Annotated in this window: 11 protein-coding genes, 1 tRNA gene and 1 pseudogene; 4 read left to right on the forward strand and 9 right to left on the reverse strand. The window is 70.8% G+C overall.

Going from position 1 to position 16,383, the window contains the following annotated elements; all coding sequences use genetic code 11:
* Positions 1-8: 8 nt before the first annotated feature.
* From ACFY93_RS07530 to ACFY93_RS07550, 5 genes are all read right to left on the reverse strand, one after another.
* A complete protein-coding gene (locus tag ACFY93_RS07530; RefSeq protein ID WP_391354449.1) occupies positions 9-1,013 on the reverse strand; it encodes a Gfo/Idh/MocA family oxidoreductase in 1,005 nt (334 codons plus the stop codon).
* On the reverse strand, positions 1,010-2,311 hold the full coding sequence (locus ACFY93_RS07535; protein WP_391354451.1) for an aminotransferase class III-fold pyridoxal phosphate-dependent enzyme: 1,302 nt from the start codon (positions 2,309-2,311) through the stop codon (positions 1,010-1,012). The genes ACFY93_RS07530 and ACFY93_RS07535 overlap by 4 nt, the downstream gene beginning before the upstream one ends.
* Positions 2,308-4,071: an SUMF1/EgtB/PvdO family nonheme iron enzyme gene (locus tag ACFY93_RS07540; protein ID WP_391354453.1), complete on the reverse strand. Its 1,764-nt coding sequence runs from the start codon at positions 4,069-4,071 to the stop codon at positions 2,308-2,310. Before ACFY93_RS07540 ends, ACFY93_RS07535 begins: the two co-directional genes overlap by 4 nt.
* An 11-nt stretch (positions 4,072-4,082) precedes the next feature.
* Entirely contained in the window at positions 4,083-4,859 is a 777-nt protein-coding gene (locus ACFY93_RS07545; protein ID WP_391354455.1) for an alpha/beta fold hydrolase, read from the reverse strand.
* A gap of 90 nt (positions 4,860-4,949) precedes the next feature.
* Complete coding sequence (locus ACFY93_RS07550) at positions 4,950-7,079, reverse strand: hypothetical protein (protein WP_391354457.1); 2,130 nt, start codon at positions 7,077-7,079, stop codon at positions 4,950-4,952.
* A gap of 285 nt (positions 7,080-7,364) precedes the next feature.
* Between ACFY93_RS07550 and ACFY93_RS07555 the strand changes: the two genes are divergently transcribed.
* Positions 7,365-8,243, forward strand: a complete 879-nt coding sequence (locus tag ACFY93_RS07555; RefSeq protein WP_391354458.1) for a transporter substrate-binding domain-containing protein — start codon at positions 7,365-7,367, stop codon at positions 8,241-8,243.
* A 51-nt stretch (positions 8,244-8,294) separates the two neighbouring features.
* Here ACFY93_RS07555 and ACFY93_RS07560 read toward each other — a convergent pair whose 3' ends face one another.
* Both ACFY93_RS07560 and ACFY93_RS07565 read right to left on the reverse strand, forming a co-directional pair.
* A complete protein-coding gene (locus tag ACFY93_RS07560) occupies positions 8,295-11,075 on the reverse strand; it encodes a SpoIIE family protein phosphatase (protein ID WP_391354460.1) in 2,781 nt (926 codons plus the stop codon).
* Between the two features lie 284 nt (positions 11,076-11,359).
* Positions 11,360-11,444: transfer RNA gene (locus tag ACFY93_RS07565), tRNA-Leu, on the reverse strand.
* 141 nt (positions 11,445-11,585) lie between these two features.
* Between ACFY93_RS07565 and ACFY93_RS07570 the strand changes: the two genes are divergently transcribed.
* The gene (locus ACFY93_RS07570) at positions 11,586-12,944 is read left to right on the forward strand and encodes a DUF2254 family protein (RefSeq protein WP_391354462.1); all 1,359 of its coding nucleotides are present in this window, start codon (positions 11,586-11,588) and stop codon (positions 12,942-12,944) included.
* A 105-nt stretch (positions 12,945-13,049) separates the two neighbouring features.
* Here the strand turns inward: ACFY93_RS07570 and ACFY93_RS07575 are convergent.
* Positions 13,050-13,649 (reverse strand): annotated as a pseudogene (locus ACFY93_RS07575) (aldehyde dehydrogenase family protein); the annotation flags it as partial.
* A 44-nt stretch (positions 13,650-13,693) separates the two neighbouring features.
* Between ACFY93_RS07575 and ACFY93_RS07580 the strand changes: the two are divergent.
* Complete coding sequence (locus ACFY93_RS07580) at positions 13,694-13,819, forward strand: hypothetical protein (protein WP_391354464.1); 126 nt, start codon at positions 13,694-13,696, stop codon at positions 13,817-13,819.
* A 1-nt stretch (position 13,820) separates the two neighbouring features.
* A complete protein-coding gene (locus ACFY93_RS07585) occupies positions 13,821-15,227 on the forward strand; it encodes an MFS transporter (protein WP_391354466.1) in 1,407 nt (468 codons plus the stop codon).
* Positions 15,228-15,378: 151 nt separating this feature from the next.
* Here the strand turns inward: ACFY93_RS07585 and ACFY93_RS07590 are convergent, their stop codons facing one another.
* A complete protein-coding gene (locus ACFY93_RS07590) occupies positions 15,379-16,383 on the reverse strand; it encodes a TIM barrel protein (RefSeq protein WP_391354468.1) in 1,005 nt (334 codons plus the stop codon).

Raw genomic sequence — 16,383 nt, forward strand, 5'->3', positions numbered from 1 at the left:
GCGGGCCGTCACACCGCCGTCCAAGCGCCGGCGGCTTCCGCCGACGCGTACGCCGCCGTCACCACACGTGCCACCATGACAGCGGAGTGCCACGGCCCCCGTGCGGAAGCGCGGGGCCGGGCTATCCGGCGTCGGACATCGGCGAACAGCTCGGGCAACCAGTCTTCGTGGGCATGGTGGCCGACCGCCGGGTCGGCGACAGCCCAGCGTTGTTCGCCGCTCCCGTCGCGCACCACGACGGCCCCGTCGGCCGCGGTCAGCGTGCCGCGGCCGCCCCGAACCAGATAGCGGTTGCGCCGGGCGGTGCCCGTCCAGGAGAGGCGCACCCTGCCGGTGCCTCCACCCTCGAAAAGCAGATGAAGGTCCACGTCATGGTCGACGCCGCCGCGTTCCGGCCGTGTCGCGGTGCAGGACACCGAGACAACGGGGGCTCGCATGAAGATTTCGGCGAGATACACGCAGTGAGCACCGTGATCGACCAGGACCCCGCCGCCGGCGATGACGGCGTCGGTGCGCCAGGAGGGTTTCCACGCGTCCACACCGTCAGCGGCCCCGGGGCGTTCTACGTCGATCTCCATGTGCCGGGGAACGCCGCAGCGGCCTGCCGAGAGGAGTTCCTCGAAGCGCCGGGCGAACGGCGCGAACACGTAGTTGTGGTTCGGGTAGAGCACCACGGGTACCGCTGCCGCGTGTGCCGCGAGTTCAGCCCCGACTCCGGCGTCCAGCACCGCCGGTTTCTCGCACACGACATGCATCCCCGCGTCGATCCCCCAGCGGATGTCCTCCGCATGACTGTGAGGTGGGGTCGCCACGATCAGCAGGTCGGCCCGGACGGCGAGGTCGGTCAGCCTCTCAGCCACGGCGGCGGCCGGGAACAGCGCTGCCGCCGCGGCACGGCGGGCAGGCGCCCGGTCGGCGACGCCCACGACCTCGACGTCGGGGACCGTCCGGTAGTAGCGGGCGTGAGCCTCACCGGCCCGGCCGAAGCCCGTCACGACCAACCGCAGACTCACGCCTTCTCATGTCGCCGGAGTACGTCGGCGATGGTCTCGACGGCACCGAGCAGATCGTCCTCTCCCACCGTCAGCGGCGGGTACAGCCGCAGGTTGTTACCGCCCGTCATCACCAGGACCCCCGCGGCGAGGAGTTGGTCGAAGACGGCGTGCAGGTCCTCCTTGCCGATCGGAGTCCGCGTCTTTCGATCCGCGACGAGTTCGATCCCGATGGCCAGGCCCTTGCCGCGGACCTCACCGACCAGAGCCACCCCCCGCAACCTCTCGAGGAGCACGTCCAGTGCCCGCTCGCCCAGCTCCGCGGCCCGCTCGGCGAGGTGCCCGTCGCTGATGATCCGTGTCACAGCGGCCACGGCCCGGCAGGCCGTGGGAAAGCCGCCGTAGCTGGAGGAATTCGCACTCGGTTCCCCGAAGGGCCCCGAAGTCATCAGTGCCGTCGACGCCAGTACGGCGGAGACCGGATAGCCGGCACCTATGCCTTTGCCGAGGACGACCACATCCGGGCCGACCCGCTCGTGATCGCAGGCCAGCAGAGCGCCGGTACGCCCCATGCCGGTCATCGACTCGTCCGCGATCAGCAGAGCGTCGTACTCGTCGGCAAGCCCTCTGAGGGCGCTGAGGTATCCGGGCGGCGGGACCACGTTGCCGGCGCGGCCCTGGACCGGCTCGACGAGGATGGCGGCCAGCGCTCCGCTGGACTGCTGTCGCAAGGTGTCGCGGGCGAACTCGACACAGGCGAATCCGCAGCCGGGGTGCGTCTGGCGCAACGGGCAGCGGTAGCAGTTGGCGAACGGGACGCTCATCGTCCCGGGTCCGGTGGGGCCCAGCCCCTTGCGGGCGCCACCCGTCAGAGCGAGGCTTCCGGCAGTGCGGCCGTGGAAAGCGTTCCAGAAGGACAGGACTTCGAACTTGCCCGTGGCGGCCTTGGCCAGCCGAACAGCCGCCTCGACGGCTTCACTGCCTCCGCTGTAGAGCTGGATGCGTCCCAGACGTGCGGGGAGCAGATCGGCGAACTGCTCCGTCATCTCCAGACGGGCGTTCGAAGCGTGGGCTCCGATCATCCACTCGCTCATCTGGGCTGTCAGAGCGCGTACGAAGTCAGGGTGTGAGTGTCCGATCAGGTTGACTCCGGCTCCCCCCATGAGGTCGGTGATCCGTCGACCGTCGGCGTCCCACAGATGCGCGCCCTCCGCTCTGGTGACGACAAGCCCCGCCCACTGCACGGCCTGGGAGATGCCGGGTCCGAGGACTGTCTGTTCACGTGCCCAGTGGGCGGCCCGGTCCGCGGCAGGAGTCATCGGTGTGTCTCCTGCCGGTCCGAGGGGATCAGTACACGGACGGCGGCTGTCCGGAAGCCGCCCGCGGGGTGCCGGTCAGTGGGGAGCATGCGGTTGCGGGTGTACGTGTTGGCGCACTCCGTCGCGTAGTAGAACGCGCCACCCCGGATGATCCGGCGTATCGAGCGGTCGGCATGCCCTGCCTCCCGGCCGTCCGCAGGGTTGTACGGATAGGTGAAGCTCGGTGTCCGGCCGCCGGGGCCCCACAGGCTGCGGGTCCACTCCCAGACGTTGCCGATCATGTCGGCACAACCGGAGTCGCTGTCCCCCCGCGGCGAGAATCGGCCCGCGGGAAGAACCCGGTTCAGGCCGGTGTCGCGGATGTTGCAGGCGTCGGACCGGTCGTCCGGGCCCCACGGGTGGGCGTCACCTCTGCCATTGCCCGCGGCGGCTTCCCACTCCGCCTCACTCGGAAGGGTGATCCGTTCGTCGTCGGCGAGTTCACCCGCGTCGTGCAGGTGCGCGTCGAGCCATGCGCAGTAACGCATCGCGTCGTACCAGGACACCATGACGACCGGGAGGTCCGGGTCCTGCCACACGCCGGTCGCCGTAGCCCAGTGATCCGGGCAGGGGCCCCCTCGCGCGGTCAGGAACGCGAGGTACTGGCGGTTCGTCACCGGTATGCGGCCGAGACGGAAGGGCTGGAGGTCGACGTGGTGCTGGGGCCAGTCGCCCGGACCGGGATCCACCGCCCCTATCAAGACCTTGCCGCAGGGCTGCGGGAGAAGGTCGGGCACGGCGCCGGGCGCCAGGGACTGCCCGTGAGTACTGTCCCGCCGGGCGACCGGCAGCAGCCCGGCTCGGCTGAGCTCCGCCAGCGACGGCTGCTCGGCCTGGCGCATCAGCGTGTCGGCGTACGCACGCACGGCCGGGGCGGCATCGTCACGTGCGAGGCGGTTGAGTGCGCTGTGGGCGTACGTGTGTCCACGCTGCGCGAGTTCGGCCAGTTCCGTCACGGCGTCGAGGCGGGAGCCGGTATCCGTGGAGAACAGGTCCTCACGTATGTAGTCAGGGAGTTGCTCGCCGGAACCGGAAGGCACGATGTGGACAGGAAGGGCTTCCGCCGCGGGAACAGCATGCGGCCTGCCGCCCACGGCTACGGTCTGCACGCGTGCACGTTCGATCACTTCGTCGAGTTCATGACTCGAGCCGGCGGCCGACACCTCTTCCAAGGCCAGCGCCAGCGCCAGCGCATGGTGACAGCTCGCGACCGCCGAGGAGTGCGGCGTGCGCAACGACATCAGCAGGCTGAGTCGCTCACCCGGCGCCGAGGACAGTTCACCCGAAAAGCCGACGGCGAGTGCGTGCTCGTCCCGCGTGTCCGCAGCTATCAGGTCGGCGACCACGAGGACGTGCACGGTTTCCGGCAACCGCCGCAGAGCAGTGCCGATCTCCTTGAGCGGCAGCGCACTCTTCGGCCTTCCCGGAACGGTTCCCGGCAGTGCCAGTGCGTGGAACGAGCCCGCGCGGCGCGCGTAGGTGGCCATGTGTCCGGCCAACCCCAGGACGAGCAGGCCGCCGCCCGGCCACCGCATGGCGTCGATGGCCGCGGACAGGGCACGCAGGGCCGTAGCGGGGCTGGCCAGGTGACCGGTCCTGAGCGCCGTGAGTTCGGCACCGAAGTCGGTCAGCAGGCAGTCCCTCAGCCGGCCCGCGAAGCCGGGATCGTTGCTCCAGGGCACCGGCGCCAGCACCTGATAGACACTGGGTGCCAACAGCACCGCCCGGTACCTCACATGTGCTCCCTCAGCCAGGCCGCGGTCTCCCTGTTCACGATCTGGCGCTCGTGCGGCTCCTCCAGGCAGTGGTCACCATCCGGCACGGGAACCAGCCGCACGGGACCACTGAGCAGTTCGGCGGCGCGGGCGCTCTGTGCGAAGGGCACCTCGCTGTCGGCTTCGCCGTGCACGAACAGCGTCGGGACCGAGCCGAACCTCCGTAGTGGCTCGGCGACATCGCCGACCTCGAGGAGCTCCTCGAGGAACGCGAGCCCGATCTCTTCACCGTCCTCGACGATGTGGCCTTCGGCCTCGGCGCTGCGCAGCTTCTCCGGGGTGACGAACGACTCGAAGGCGCCGTCCAGCAACCAGACGCAGGGCCACAGCCACACGTGTGCCGCGTAGCCGGCGCCCAGGTCGAGAATCCCGATCGTGGCCCCGTAGCTCTCGCCGACCAGCGCGACGACGTCGGGGGCCAGTTCGGCATCGACGAACCGGCGCACAGCGGTCAGTTCGGCGGCCTGGCGGGCCATGGTCATGTCGCGGTAGTTCCCGGTGCTCTGCCCACAACCGCGGAAGTCGAAGCGTACGGAGCTGATCCCGGCCTGCGCCAACTCGTCGGCCAGGTGGACGTACAGCTGCTCGGGGCCGTCCTTCTGGCCGCCGGGCCCACCATGCACCAGGAGCGCCAGACGGCGTGGTCCGGGCGCGGTGACGACAGTCGCGACGGCCGCCAACCTGTCCTGTTCGATGGGTACTTCGTAGCGAATCTCTTCGTAAGCGGTCGACAACTTCCTGCCTCTCTGGGTCGGGCGCGGCTGCTCCAGGGCCTCTCGTTCGGGTCAGGCCGGGCTCGCGGGGCCCGATCCAAAGGAAAGAGCTCAGTCCCCGCCCACGGTGAACTCGGTGAATCGCGCTTTCGGGTGCCCCACCGTGCGCATGCGCCGCATGGGGTCCCACACCGCACGTGCGGCGGCCTTGGCGACGGCCTCCGCTTCGGCGGCTTCACCCAGAAGCACCAGATCACGGGACTGCCGCGCCGCGTTCTGTGCCAGTGTCCTTGCCTCGCGCATCTTCCCCTGAAACAGCCGTAGTCGGGCTTGCGTGAGGGTGATTCTGGCCAGCTGACGCGTGTCCCTGTACTCCGTGGCGATGTCCTGGGCCTGGGCGACCAGGGCATCGGCGTTCGCGTAGGCGCCCCGCATGAGAACGATCTCCGCGAGATCCCTGATCGCGTAGGCCTTGCCTCGCTCCCACGGCAGCTCCTCGCACGCGGACACGAAGCGGCGTACCTCCGCCTCGCATCGCGGTAAGTCTCCGAGGTGCCAGTACGCCGCCCCCTTGAGGGACTGGATGTCGATGGCGTTGTTCATGTCGCCCGCCTCGCGGGCCAACGCCTCGGCGTCCTCGTCCAGCACCGCCGCCAGCGCCTCCTGGGCCCTGCCGGCCCGGAAGAGGCGGAACCCCTCACAGCGCAACTGGCGGGCGACCTCCTTGTCGGAACCGGCGTCCCGCGCGATCTGCAGTCCCAGCCGTACCGCGGCGGCGGCGTCGGTGTCCTCGCCACGGATGGCGTGGGTCGAGGACACTACGGAGAGTGCGAGCGAGCGTTCCTCGGGCTGGTTCAGCTCCGTGGCCGCGTGGTAGGAGACCCAGCCCAGTTCGATCCGGTCGTCGAACAGGCCGAGAGTGAACAGAAGGTCCAGCGCGACGGCGAACAGGTCCACACACGCCTGGTACTCGCCGTGCCGGTCCAGGTCCTTGAGCAGGATGCGCATCGCCTCGACGTGCGACATGGCACCGGCGGCGTCCTCCCAGTCACTCTGGAAGCGTGTCGTGAGGTGGTCCGCCAGGCGGCGCCGCATGGTGGCGATGTCGGCGGCCGGGGTCTGACTCAGCACGAATCCGCACAGTGCGGCCGAACAGCTGTACCACGACTGATCCAGATAGCGGCGCGTCGACAGGAGACCGTCGGACCAGAGCTGTTCGATCAGCAGACGCAGATCGGACTCGCTCAGGCCCAGTCCCGCCTGAACCTGTTCGGCTGTGGCCTTGCCGTCGAGGTAGGCGCAGATGGCCAGTACGCCGCGCCCCTGTGGTGTGATGTCGGCCCACACCGTGCCGAACAGTCCGTCGGTGAGGCTGACCGCTCCGGCGGCAAGGCTGTCCAGCAACGCGTCCACCGATGCGTACTGGCCGCGCGAGTAGGCCAGTACGAAAAGTTTGACAACCCGCGGGTTCCCACCGAGGACCTTGTACAGCCGTCGGGCGAGCGCATTGTCGACGTCCTTGAGTGCGGCCACATCACGCCGGTCGGCCTCGAAGCAGAGCAGTTCGCGCATGTGCTCGAACCTCAACTCGCTGAGAAGCACTCGCGGCGCCTCCAGTTGCCCCAGCGTGTTCGCACTGACCACAGCCAAGGAGCCTGAGGGCAGGTTGCGCAGGAAGTGGATCACCTTTTCGGCGCCGACGGCCGTGAGCCGCAGGTTGTCGATGACAAGGACACAGGGATGGGCTGCCAGGAACGACTGAAGCGCCTCGCCCTTGTGCTCGGCCGGAGCCGCCGCGAGGAACTGGTCACCGCTGACGAATGACAGGGTGCGTGCGATGTCCGCCAGGCTCAGCAACTCATTGTGCGCGTCGATCCATACGAGCCACTCGTGCGCGCCCGGCGTGCGGCGGCTCTTCGTGCGACGTTCAGCCAGCCGGTGCGCGACCTCCATCGCCAGGGCGCTCTTGCCCACGCCGATGCTGCCTTCGATGGCGATGACGTACTCACCGCGGCCGAGGTGGTCGAGAAGCTGCGCGACCTCCTTGGTGCGGTCGACCATGCGGACGCGGGAGGGCAGCAGCAGTCCCGGGCGTCCGGTGGAGCCGGGCGCCAACCGCTGTTCGCGTAAACGGGCATACAGCGGCGGGAGGCCCAGAACGCCTGCGACGACTCCCAGGAGGGCCGTCGCCAGCGCGATCCAGGCGCCGACGGTGGCAGTGCCGCCCTCAGCCAGTAACACGAGCCCCTCCCCCGAAAGTCGGCTCCGGCCTACAGGCCGAACGACGATGATGTCGCCGAATGCCTACTCAGCGTAGCCGAACGCGCGGAGTCGTAGACAGGGCCGTCAAGGACATGCCGCGGGACGACACGCTGGACACCGGACAGGACACGGGCGACGAGCGAGCGCAGGAGGACGAGCATCCGACCCCCCGCCTTCAAAATCCTCCCCCACGGCTCCGGCAGTCGTATCGTTCGGGGTGATTTATGGTGATCCAAGGAGTATGCCCCTACCGGAGGTGCAAAGATGCGCGCCGCGGCGGCGATCGGGTCCCTGGCTGTCAGCGTGGCGCTCATCGTCGCGACGTCGGCCTGTGACCAGGGCGGGTCGAAGGCGTCGAACGCCCACTACGGCAACTGCGGGGTCTCGGGGCGGTACGGCGAGTTCCACCTGTCGCCCGAGACGGCGGGCGTCCTCACGGTCAGGACGACGCTGCCCGCGCCCGGCTGGTGGAACGGCGACACGCCGGAGTCCGTCAGGAGCGGCTATGAGTACTGCATGGCCGCCAACATCGCCTACCGGTCCGGGCTCGACCGGGTGAAGGTGGAGAACGCCCCCTTCCCGGAGGTCGTGTCCGGGAAGAGCAAGGACTTCGACCTCGCCCTGGCGCAGATCACGATCACCCCGGAACGGAGCAAGGTCGCCGACTTCTCCCCGCCCTACCTCTCCTCGACCCTGGGACTGCTGATCAGGGACGGGGAGAAGATCGACGAGGACAACGTCCGTGACGTCCGCATCGGAGTCGCCGAGGGCACCACGGGCGAGGAGTTCGTCAAGGACCGCCTCAGGCCGACCCGGCCCGTCACCTCCTTCGCCAACGACCCGGCCATGGTCAAGGCGCTGGAGGAGAAGAGGATCGACGCGATCGTCCACGACACGACGATTCTGCTGGCCTTCCCCCAGAAGCGGGAGGGCCGGGTGCGTCTCGTGGGCCAGTACAGGACCGACCAGGGGTACGGCGCCCTGTATCCGAAGGGGTCCGCCGAGAAGGACGAGCTGGACCGGATCATCAGGCAGCTCATCGACGACGGGACGCTCGCCAAGCTGTCGGCCGTCTATCTCGGGGCCGCTTTCGGCCAGGACCCGGCCAAGATCCCGTACCTCACGGTCGGCGCGGGGTCCTGAGCGCTCCGAACCCGCGCGTTTCCCGGGCGGGACCGCTGTCCCCGTTCCGCTTCACAGGTCCGCCATCAGCAGTGCGCCCAGATCCCCGGCGGCTCCGGCGCCCAGCGCCTGCTCAGCCCAGATGATCTTGCCTCGGTCGGTGTACCGGGTGCCCCAGCGGCGGGACAGTTGCGCGACGAGGAACAGCCCGCGGCCCCCTTCGTCCGTGAGGGTCGCGCGGCGCATGTGCGGGGAGGTGCTGGTGCCGTCGCCGACCTCGCAGATCAGGCTGCCCCGGTCGCGCAGCAGCCGCAGGCTGATGGGGGTCTTCCCGTACCGGATGGCGTTCGTCACCAGTTCGCTGAGGATCAGCTCGGTCGTGAAGACGGCCTCGCCGAGCCCCCAGGATTCCAGCCTGCGGGTGGCCTCGGCGCGGATCCGGGGGACCGCCGCGGGGTCGGTGGGGACCTCCCACTCCGCGACGTGCTCCGGGTCGAGCAGCCGGGTGCGGGCGACGAGCAGGGCGACGTCGTCGCTCGACCCGGTGCGCAGCATCGCGTCGAGCACCGCCCGGCAGGTGTCGTCCGGGGTGGCGCCGTCGGTGCCGGCGAGCGCTTCCCGCAGCGTGTCGAGCCCGACGTCGATGTCACGGCCGCGGGCCTCGACGAGGCCGTCGGTGTAGAGGACCAGCCGGCTGTCGGCGGCCAGCCGGAGTGCGGCCGTCTCGACCGGCAGACCTCCTCCGGCGCCGAGCGGCGGGGCGACGGGGATGTCGGGGAAGGTCACGGAACCGTCGGGGGTGACGAGTGCCGGACCGGGGTGGCCGGCCCGGGCGAGAACGCACCGTCCGGAGACCGGATCGTAGATCGCGTACAGGCAGGTGGCGCCGGTGACGGCCTCGGTGTTGCCCTCGGCCGCCGCGTCCTCGTCGATCCGGGTGATCAGGTCGTCCAGGTGCATCAGGAGTTCGTCCGGAGGAAGGTCCAGGGCGGCGAAATTGTGCACCGCGGTCCTCAGACGGCCCATCGTCGCGGCGGCGTGCAGACCGTGTCCGACGACGTCGCCGACCACGAGGGCCACCCGGGCCCCCGGCAGCGGGATGACGTCGTACCAGTCGCCGGCCACCCCCGCCCGGGCGGGCAGGTACCGGTGCCCGACCTCCAGGGCGGACAGTTCGGGAAGCGTACCGGGCAGCAGGCTGCGCTGGAGGGTGACGGCCGTGGTGTGTTCGCGGGTGTAGCGGCGCGCGTTGTCGATGCACACGGCCGCCCGGGCGGCGAGCTCCTCGGCGGGAGACAGGTCGTCCGGCTCGAAGGGGTCCTGCTCCGAACGCCAGAACTCCACGACCCCCAGCAACTGGCCCCGGGCCTGCAGCGGCGCCGAGATCATGGAGTGGATGCCGTACTCGATGACCCTCTGGGCCCGCTCCGGGTTCTGGGCCCGCCATCCGTCGGCGACGGCGAGGTGCTCCACCAGGACCGGCCTTCCGGTCCTCATGCCGATGACCATCGGATTGCCCGGTACGTAGCGCATACGGGTGCCCACGGGGTAGAGGGGCGCGTCGTCCCGGATGCCCGCGGCCGCGATGCGGTACATCTCCGTGCTCGCCCCCGTCGGCTCACCACCGCGCAGCACGGGCTCCACGAGTTCGATGGTGGCGAAGTCGGCGAAGCGCGGGACCGCCACCTCGGTCAGCTCCTCGGCGGTGCGCGTCATGTCGAGGGTGGTACCGATCCGCGTGCTGGCGTCGTAGAGCAGTCGCAGGCGCCCGCCCGCCACGTCCGCCCGCCCGGCGAGGGCCCGCAGCTCCGTGGTGTCCCGCAGGGTGGCCACGCTGCCGCCCTTGGCACCCACCGGCCGCACGTTGACCGCGAGCAGGATGTCCCCGGCCAGGAACACCTCGTCCGTGGCCGCCCGGCCCGATCCCAGCAGCGCGGCCAGGGCCGGGCTCAGTCCGAGTGCGCCGACCGGCCTGCCCTCGGTCTCCGGCGGCAGGGCGAGCAGCCGGCGCGCCTCGTCGTTGGCCAGCAGCAGCCTTCCGTCGCCGTCCAGGATGATCACGCCTTCGCGGACCGCGTGCAGCACCGCGTCGTGGTGCTCGTACATGTGGGTCATCTCCACCGGCCCCAGTCCCCGGGTCTGGCGCCGCAGACGCCCGCTGACCAGTGCCGACCCTCCCGCGGCCAGCAGCAGCGCGACACCGCCGGCGGCGAAGAGCACCGGCAGCTGCCGCTGCACCACGCTGGTCGCCTTGTCCACGGTGACGCCCACGGTGACGAGGCCGACCGCGGTGCCCTTCTCGTCGAAGACGGCCACCGTCGAGTCGACGGCCTTGCCGAGACTGCTGTCGAACGTGGTCTGGTGGGGCTCTCCCCCGAGGGCCTCGCCGTAGGAGGTGGAGACGTGTTTGCCGATCTGGTCCGGGTCCGGGTGGGTCCACCGGAAGCCGTAGGGGCTCAGGGCCACGACGTAGTCGACGCCGGTCTTCTTGCGCACCTGCTCGGCGCGTGGCTGGAGTGCCGCCGTCGGGTCGTCGCTCTGCATCGCCTCCGCGGTGCCCGGGGCGTTCGCGAAGGACTCGGCCGCCACCAGCGACCGGTCACCGGCCTCCTGGATCGCGCGGTTGCGGTCCTGGACGACGAGCACCACCAGGGCCGTGGCGATGAGCACCAGGACGACCACCAGTTGCAGCAGGAAGACCTGGCCGGCGACGCTGCGCGGCTTCAGCGACGACAGCACGCGGCGGCCGCCCGTATGGTGCCGGGCCTCCGGGCCGGTCCCCGTCGGCCCGGCCTTCGGCGGCACGCGGTCGCCCCGCCGGCTCGCCGGGACGTATCGCCCAAGTTTGCCCATTTCCTCAGTATCGACGACCGGCTCGGCGGGCGCGGCTCAGGGCGGGCGGGACGTAGAGAGCGGGCGCGGCGGGCCCGGTACGTTGCGGGGGTGCGGGCGGCTTCTTCGGTGCGGCGACGGCTCCATCGCGCGCTGGGGAGAGCTCGGGCAGCACTTCACGGCGCGGCCTTGGGGCCCCGAGGCCCCGGGAAACAAAAAAAAGACCGGTGAGTCCGACGACTCGACCGGTACTTCGTGGACGACGCATCGGGGACGATCTCGTGAACGTCCCCGGAGAGTAAGAGTGTCCGAGGGGGGACTTGAACCCCCACGCCCGATAAAGGGCACTAGCACCTCAAGCTAGCGCGTCTGCCATTCCGCCACCCGGACCAGGTGTCTGTCGCCTGGCCGGGGGTGTTCCCCGCGGCGACACGCACAACAATACCAAGGTTTCGCAGTGCCCTTCACCTGCGTATCCGGGCCGCCGCGACGGCTGCGCCGGTCCGGGTCGCGGACCCCTAGAGTCTCACCATGGGTGACTGGGTGGTTACGGAACGGGCGGGGAGCGGGCGGCGGTCGAGAGGGCTGTCGCCGTGGCGGGAGCATCTGCGGGACACGTTCTGGTTCGCGCCCACCGCGGCGATGGTGCTGGTGTTCGTGGTGTGGGCGCTGGCCTCGGAGGCCGACGCCCTGATCGTGGAGTCGCTGCGGGACGCGCACGAGTACGACGTGCTCGACGATCTGGTGGGCTTCGCCGCCGACGCGAAGACGGTGGTGACCGTCGTCAGCTCGGCGATGATGACCTTCATCGGTGTGGTCTTCAGCATCTCGCTGGTCGCCCTGCAGATGGCCGGCGGACAGTTCAGCCCGCGCGTCGTGCGGATGTTCGTGCGCAGCCGCATCGGCAAGGCCACCTTCGCCGTCTTCCTCGCGACCTTCCTGCTGTCACTGCTGGTGCTGACCGCGTTCGAGGGGGAGCGCGAGCCGCGGCGGGTGACGGCCGTTCCCCTGGTGCAGTCGGTCCTCACCCTGGTCATGGTGGGGCTGAGCCTGCTGCTCTTCGTGATGTACGTGAACTCGATGCTGCGGCTCATGCGCGTCAGCCACGTCATCGACCGGATCGCCTCGGAGTCGTCACGGGTGCTGGTGAACCTGCCCTCGGTGAACCTGCCCTCGGAGGCCGCGGCGGCCGACCTCACGCCGGTGGAGGAGGCGTTCGGGCCGCAGACCGCGCGGGTGGCCCACCGGGGGCGGGCCGGGGTGCTGCGGGACGTACGGGTGCGACGGCTGGTGCGGGTGGCTCGGCGGCAGGGTGTCGTGCTGCGGCTGATCCCCCGTATCGGTGACTTCATCGTGCCCGGGACGCCGTTGTTCGCCGTGCACGGCGGGGCCGCCCCGTCGCCGCGCGCCCTGTCGTCGGTCGTGTCCGTGGGGGTCGAGCGGGCCTTCCATCAGGATGTGGGCTTCGGGCTGCGGCAGCTGGCCGACATCGGGTTGCGCGCGCTGTCGGCCGCCGTGAACGATCCGACGACCGCCGTGCAGGCCGTGGACCGCGTCGTCCAGCTTCTCGCCGCCCTGTCCCGTCGGTCGCTCGGCCCCGTCCTTCATCGCGACCGGGACGGAGCGGTTCGGCTGGTGCGGGCCGTGCCGGACTGGACGGAGCTGGTGGATCTGGGGTTCGCCGAGATCCGGGGATGCGCGGTGGGGACGCCTCAGGTCACCCGCCGGCTGCTGGCCGGGTTCGACGACCTGCTGCTGCTCGCGCCCGAGGGGCGGCGGGAACCTCTGCTGCGCCATCGGGACCTGCTGGCACGTGCGGTGGAGCGCTCGGTCCCCGAACCGGCGGACCGCGCCTTCGCCCTGCAGCCGGACCGGCAGGGGATCTGCTAGTCACTCACCGGGGAGGGGGCCGACGGGACCGCGGGGACCGGCGGGCCGGACGGGCCCGGCCCGACCGGCCCGACCGGCCCGCCCGCAGGTCCGCCGCGGCGTCCGTCACGGCATCAGGTGGTACTCCGGGAAGTTGCCCGGCAGCCGCTCCCCCGCCGGGCCCCGGGTCACCGCGCGCACCAGCAGATCGCCGCCCACGAAGGCGCCGCGCCAGGAGGCGCCGAAGCCGCCGAACAGCTCGTCGCGGTCGCCCCGTGAGCGGGGCTTGCCGTGGCCGACCTTGAACGCCCGGATCTGCGGGGCCAGCCGGTCGTACGTGGCGGGATCGTCCGTGGACAGGGTGGCGACGAGCGCGCCGTTCGACGCGTTCATGGCGGCCAGCAGTTCCGCCTCCGTGTCGACCAGGACGATGGTGTCGACCGGGCCGAACGGCTCCGCGTGGTGCAGTGGCGACGACGGCGGCGGGTTCAGCAGCGTGCCGGGCCGGACGTACGCCGACGTGTCCTGACCGGGCAGGAAGCGGGCGTCGGACAGCCTGCCGCGGTGCAGCGGGACGGCGCCCCGGTCGATGGCCTCGGCGACCTGGTCGTGCAGCTCCTTGGCCTTGGCCGCGTTGATGACCGGACCGAAGTCCAGCGCCGGGTACGGGCCCTCGGGGTCCTCGACCGCGAGGGGGTGGCCGACGCGCAGGGTGCGGACGGCCGGGAACGGCCGCCGCCGCGTCCGGCGCCCGGGACTTCCACGGCGCCTTGGTCCTGGCGGGCGTACTCGGCCCGGTCTGCGCCCTGCCGGCGCTGTTCCTCAAGGCTCCGGGCCGCCCGAGCGCCCGGCGCATCGTCCCCAATCCGCACCCGCTCGGCGAGGAGATGGCGTGACATGACAGTGGATCCCCTGGCAACAGCGAACACGACGGCCGGTCCGGGCAGTGCGCCCGGCGCGTACCGCGAGGTGACCGACGCGCGCGGCCGGGTCTACCGGATCGGTGAGTCGGACCGGGACATCCTCGGCCATCCACGGAAGTTCATGGTGTACCTGCCGTGGATCGCGATGATGGCCATCAGCGTCTCGGAGTACGCGTACGGCTCCGCGGAGGACACGCTGTCCGAGGCGCACGGGTGGACCCAGAGCAACACCTTCTGGATCCTCAGCGTCTGGGTGTTCTTCCAGGCGGGCATCGCCTTTCCGGCCGGCTGGCTGCGCGAGCGCGGCATCCTCACCGCGCGCCGGGCCATGTACATCGGCGCGGGCATGTGCCTGCTCGGCTTCCTGGCGCTCGCGCACCTCGACAACGTGGCGCTGGCCATCGTCGGATTCGGCGTGGTGGGCGGTCTCGGCTCCGGGCTGATCTACGCGACGTGCATCAACATGGTCGGCAAGTGGTTCCCGGAGCGGCGCGGGGCGAAGACCGGCTTCGTCAACGGCGGCTTCGCCTACGGCTCGCTGCCGTTCATCTTCATCTTCAACTACGCGTTCGACACGGGGAACTTCGACGAGGTGCTCGACCTCATCGGTGTCTACGTCCTGCTCGTGGTCGCGGCCTGCGCCTTCTTCTTCCGGGACCCGCCGAAGAACTGGTGGCCGGCCCACGTGGACCCGCTGTCGCACTCGGGGAACGCCAAGAGCGCGGCGAGTCTCGCCAAGAACCCTCCCGCGGTACGGCAGTTCACGCCCAAGGAGGCCCTACGGACCGGGATGCTCCCGCTGATGTGGATCACCATCGTCATGACCGGCGGTGTGTCGATCTTCGGGATCTCCTTCCAGGTCGACTTCGCGAAGGAGGTCGGGTTCGGCCCGCTGGTCGCCGCCTCGTCGATGGGTGTCATGGCCGTCATCAACGGGGTGGGACGCGCGGTGGTGGGCTGGCTCTCCGACCTGTGGGGCCGCAAGGTCACGCTGGTGTTCGTCATCGTGCTGCTGGGGCTCGCGCAGTTCGGTGTCATCTGGGCCGGAGACATCAAGAGCGAGTGGCTGTTCCTGGTGTTCGCGTTCCTGTCCGGGTTCGGCGGCGGGGCGTTCTACCCGATGTTCGCGGCGCTGACGCCGGACTACTTCGGGGAGAACTACAACGCCACCAACTACGGGCTCGTGTACAGCGGCAAGCTGGTCAGTGGGCTGTTCGGCGGCGGGCTCGGCTCGATGGTGGTCGCCGCGTGGGGTTACAACGGTGCCTACGCGCTGGCCGGCGGCATCTCGATGCTGGCGGCGGCCCTGGCCCTGCTGCTGCGGCAGCCGGGAGGGGAGGTGGACACCGGCCCGGCTACGGCGGTGCGCGCGACCGGCTGAGCGGCACACGGGCACACCGGCACACCGGCACTCTCGGGCGGCCCCCTTCCCCCGCCTCGCGTCGCGGGGCGCGAGGCGGGGGGGGGACCGCCCGACGCGGCGGCCGGCGCGGCCTCTCCCGGCGCCGCATCCAGCCCGTACCGGCGCACGCTCAGCCGTTGCCGCCGAACGCCGCGTCGAAGGAGGCCGACGGCGGTTCGAAGTCGTACGCCCTGAGCCGGGCCAGGGCCTCCGGGGCGCCCTGGAGCCGGTCCATGCCGGCGTCCTCCCACTCCACGGAGACGGGGCCCGTGTAGCCGATGGACCGCAGCATGCGGAAGACGTCCTCCCAGGGGACGTCGCCGTGCCCGGCGGAGACGAAGTCCCAGCCGCGGCGCGGGTCGCCCCAGGGCAGGTGCGAGCCGAGTCTGCCGCCCCGGCCGTCGAGCCGCTTGCGGGCCTCCTTGCAGTCCACGTGGTAGATCCGGTCCCGGAAGTCCCAGAGGAAGCCGACCGGGTCGAGGTCCTGCCAGACGAAGTGGGACGGGTCGAAGTTGAGGCCGAAGGCCGGCCGGTGGCCGACGGCCTCCAGCGCGCGGTGGGTGGTCCAGTAGTCGTAGGCGATCTCGCCGGGATGGACCTCGTGGGCGAACCGCACGCCCTCGGCGTCGAAGACGTCGAGGACCGGGTTCCAGCGGGCCGCGAAGTCCTCGTATCCGCGCTCGATCATCGCTTCGGGCACGGGCGGGAACATGGCGACCAGGTGCCAGATCGCCGAACCGGTGAACCCGATGACGGTGTCGACGCCGAACGCGGCGGCGGCGCGCGCGGTGTCGGCCATCTCGGAGGCGGCGCGCCGCCGCACGCCCTCGGGTTCGCCGTCGCCCCAGACGCGGGGCGGCAGGATGGCGCGGTGGCGTTCGTCGATGATCGCGTCGCAGACGGCCTGGCCGACGAGGTGGTTGGAGACGGCCCGGCAGGTGAGCCCGTACGTGTCGAGGAGCCGGTGGCGGCCTTCCGTGTACGCGGGGTCGGCCAGGGCCTTGTCGATCTCGAAGTGGTCGCCCCAGCAGGCGAGTTCGAGTCCGTCGTAGCCGAAGTCGCGGGCGAGCCGGCAGACCTCCTCGAGCGGCAGGTCGGCCCACTGGCCGGTGAAGAGCGTGAAGGTGCGGGGCAT

This window comes from Streptomyces sp. NPDC008313, assembly GCF_042956125.1.
GTDB lineage: Bacteria > Actinomycetota > Actinomycetes > Streptomycetales > Streptomycetaceae > Streptomyces.

Coding starts and splice junctions, on each gene's coding strand:
- ACFY93_RS07570 (WP_391354462.1), top strand. CDS start 11,586: ATGGGTGACTGGGTGGTTACGGAACGGGCGGGGAGCGGGCGGCGGTCG.
- ACFY93_RS07590 (WP_391354468.1), bottom strand. CDS start 16,383: ATGCCCCGCACCTTCACGCTCTTCACCGGCCAGTGGGCCGACCTGCCG.
- ACFY93_RS07555 (WP_391354458.1), top strand. CDS start 7,365: ATGCGCGCCGCGGCGGCGATCGGGTCCCTGGCTGTCAGCGTGGCGCTC.
- ACFY93_RS07535 (WP_391354451.1), bottom strand. CDS start 2,311: ATGACTCCTGCCGCGGACCGGGCCGCCCACTGGGCACGTGAACAGACA.
- ACFY93_RS07560 (WP_391354460.1), bottom strand. CDS start 11,075: ATGGGCAAACTTGGGCGATACGTCCCGGCGAGCCGGCGGGGCGACCGC.
- ACFY93_RS07585 (WP_391354466.1), top strand. CDS start 13,821: ATGACAGTGGATCCCCTGGCAACAGCGAACACGACGGCCGGTCCGGGC.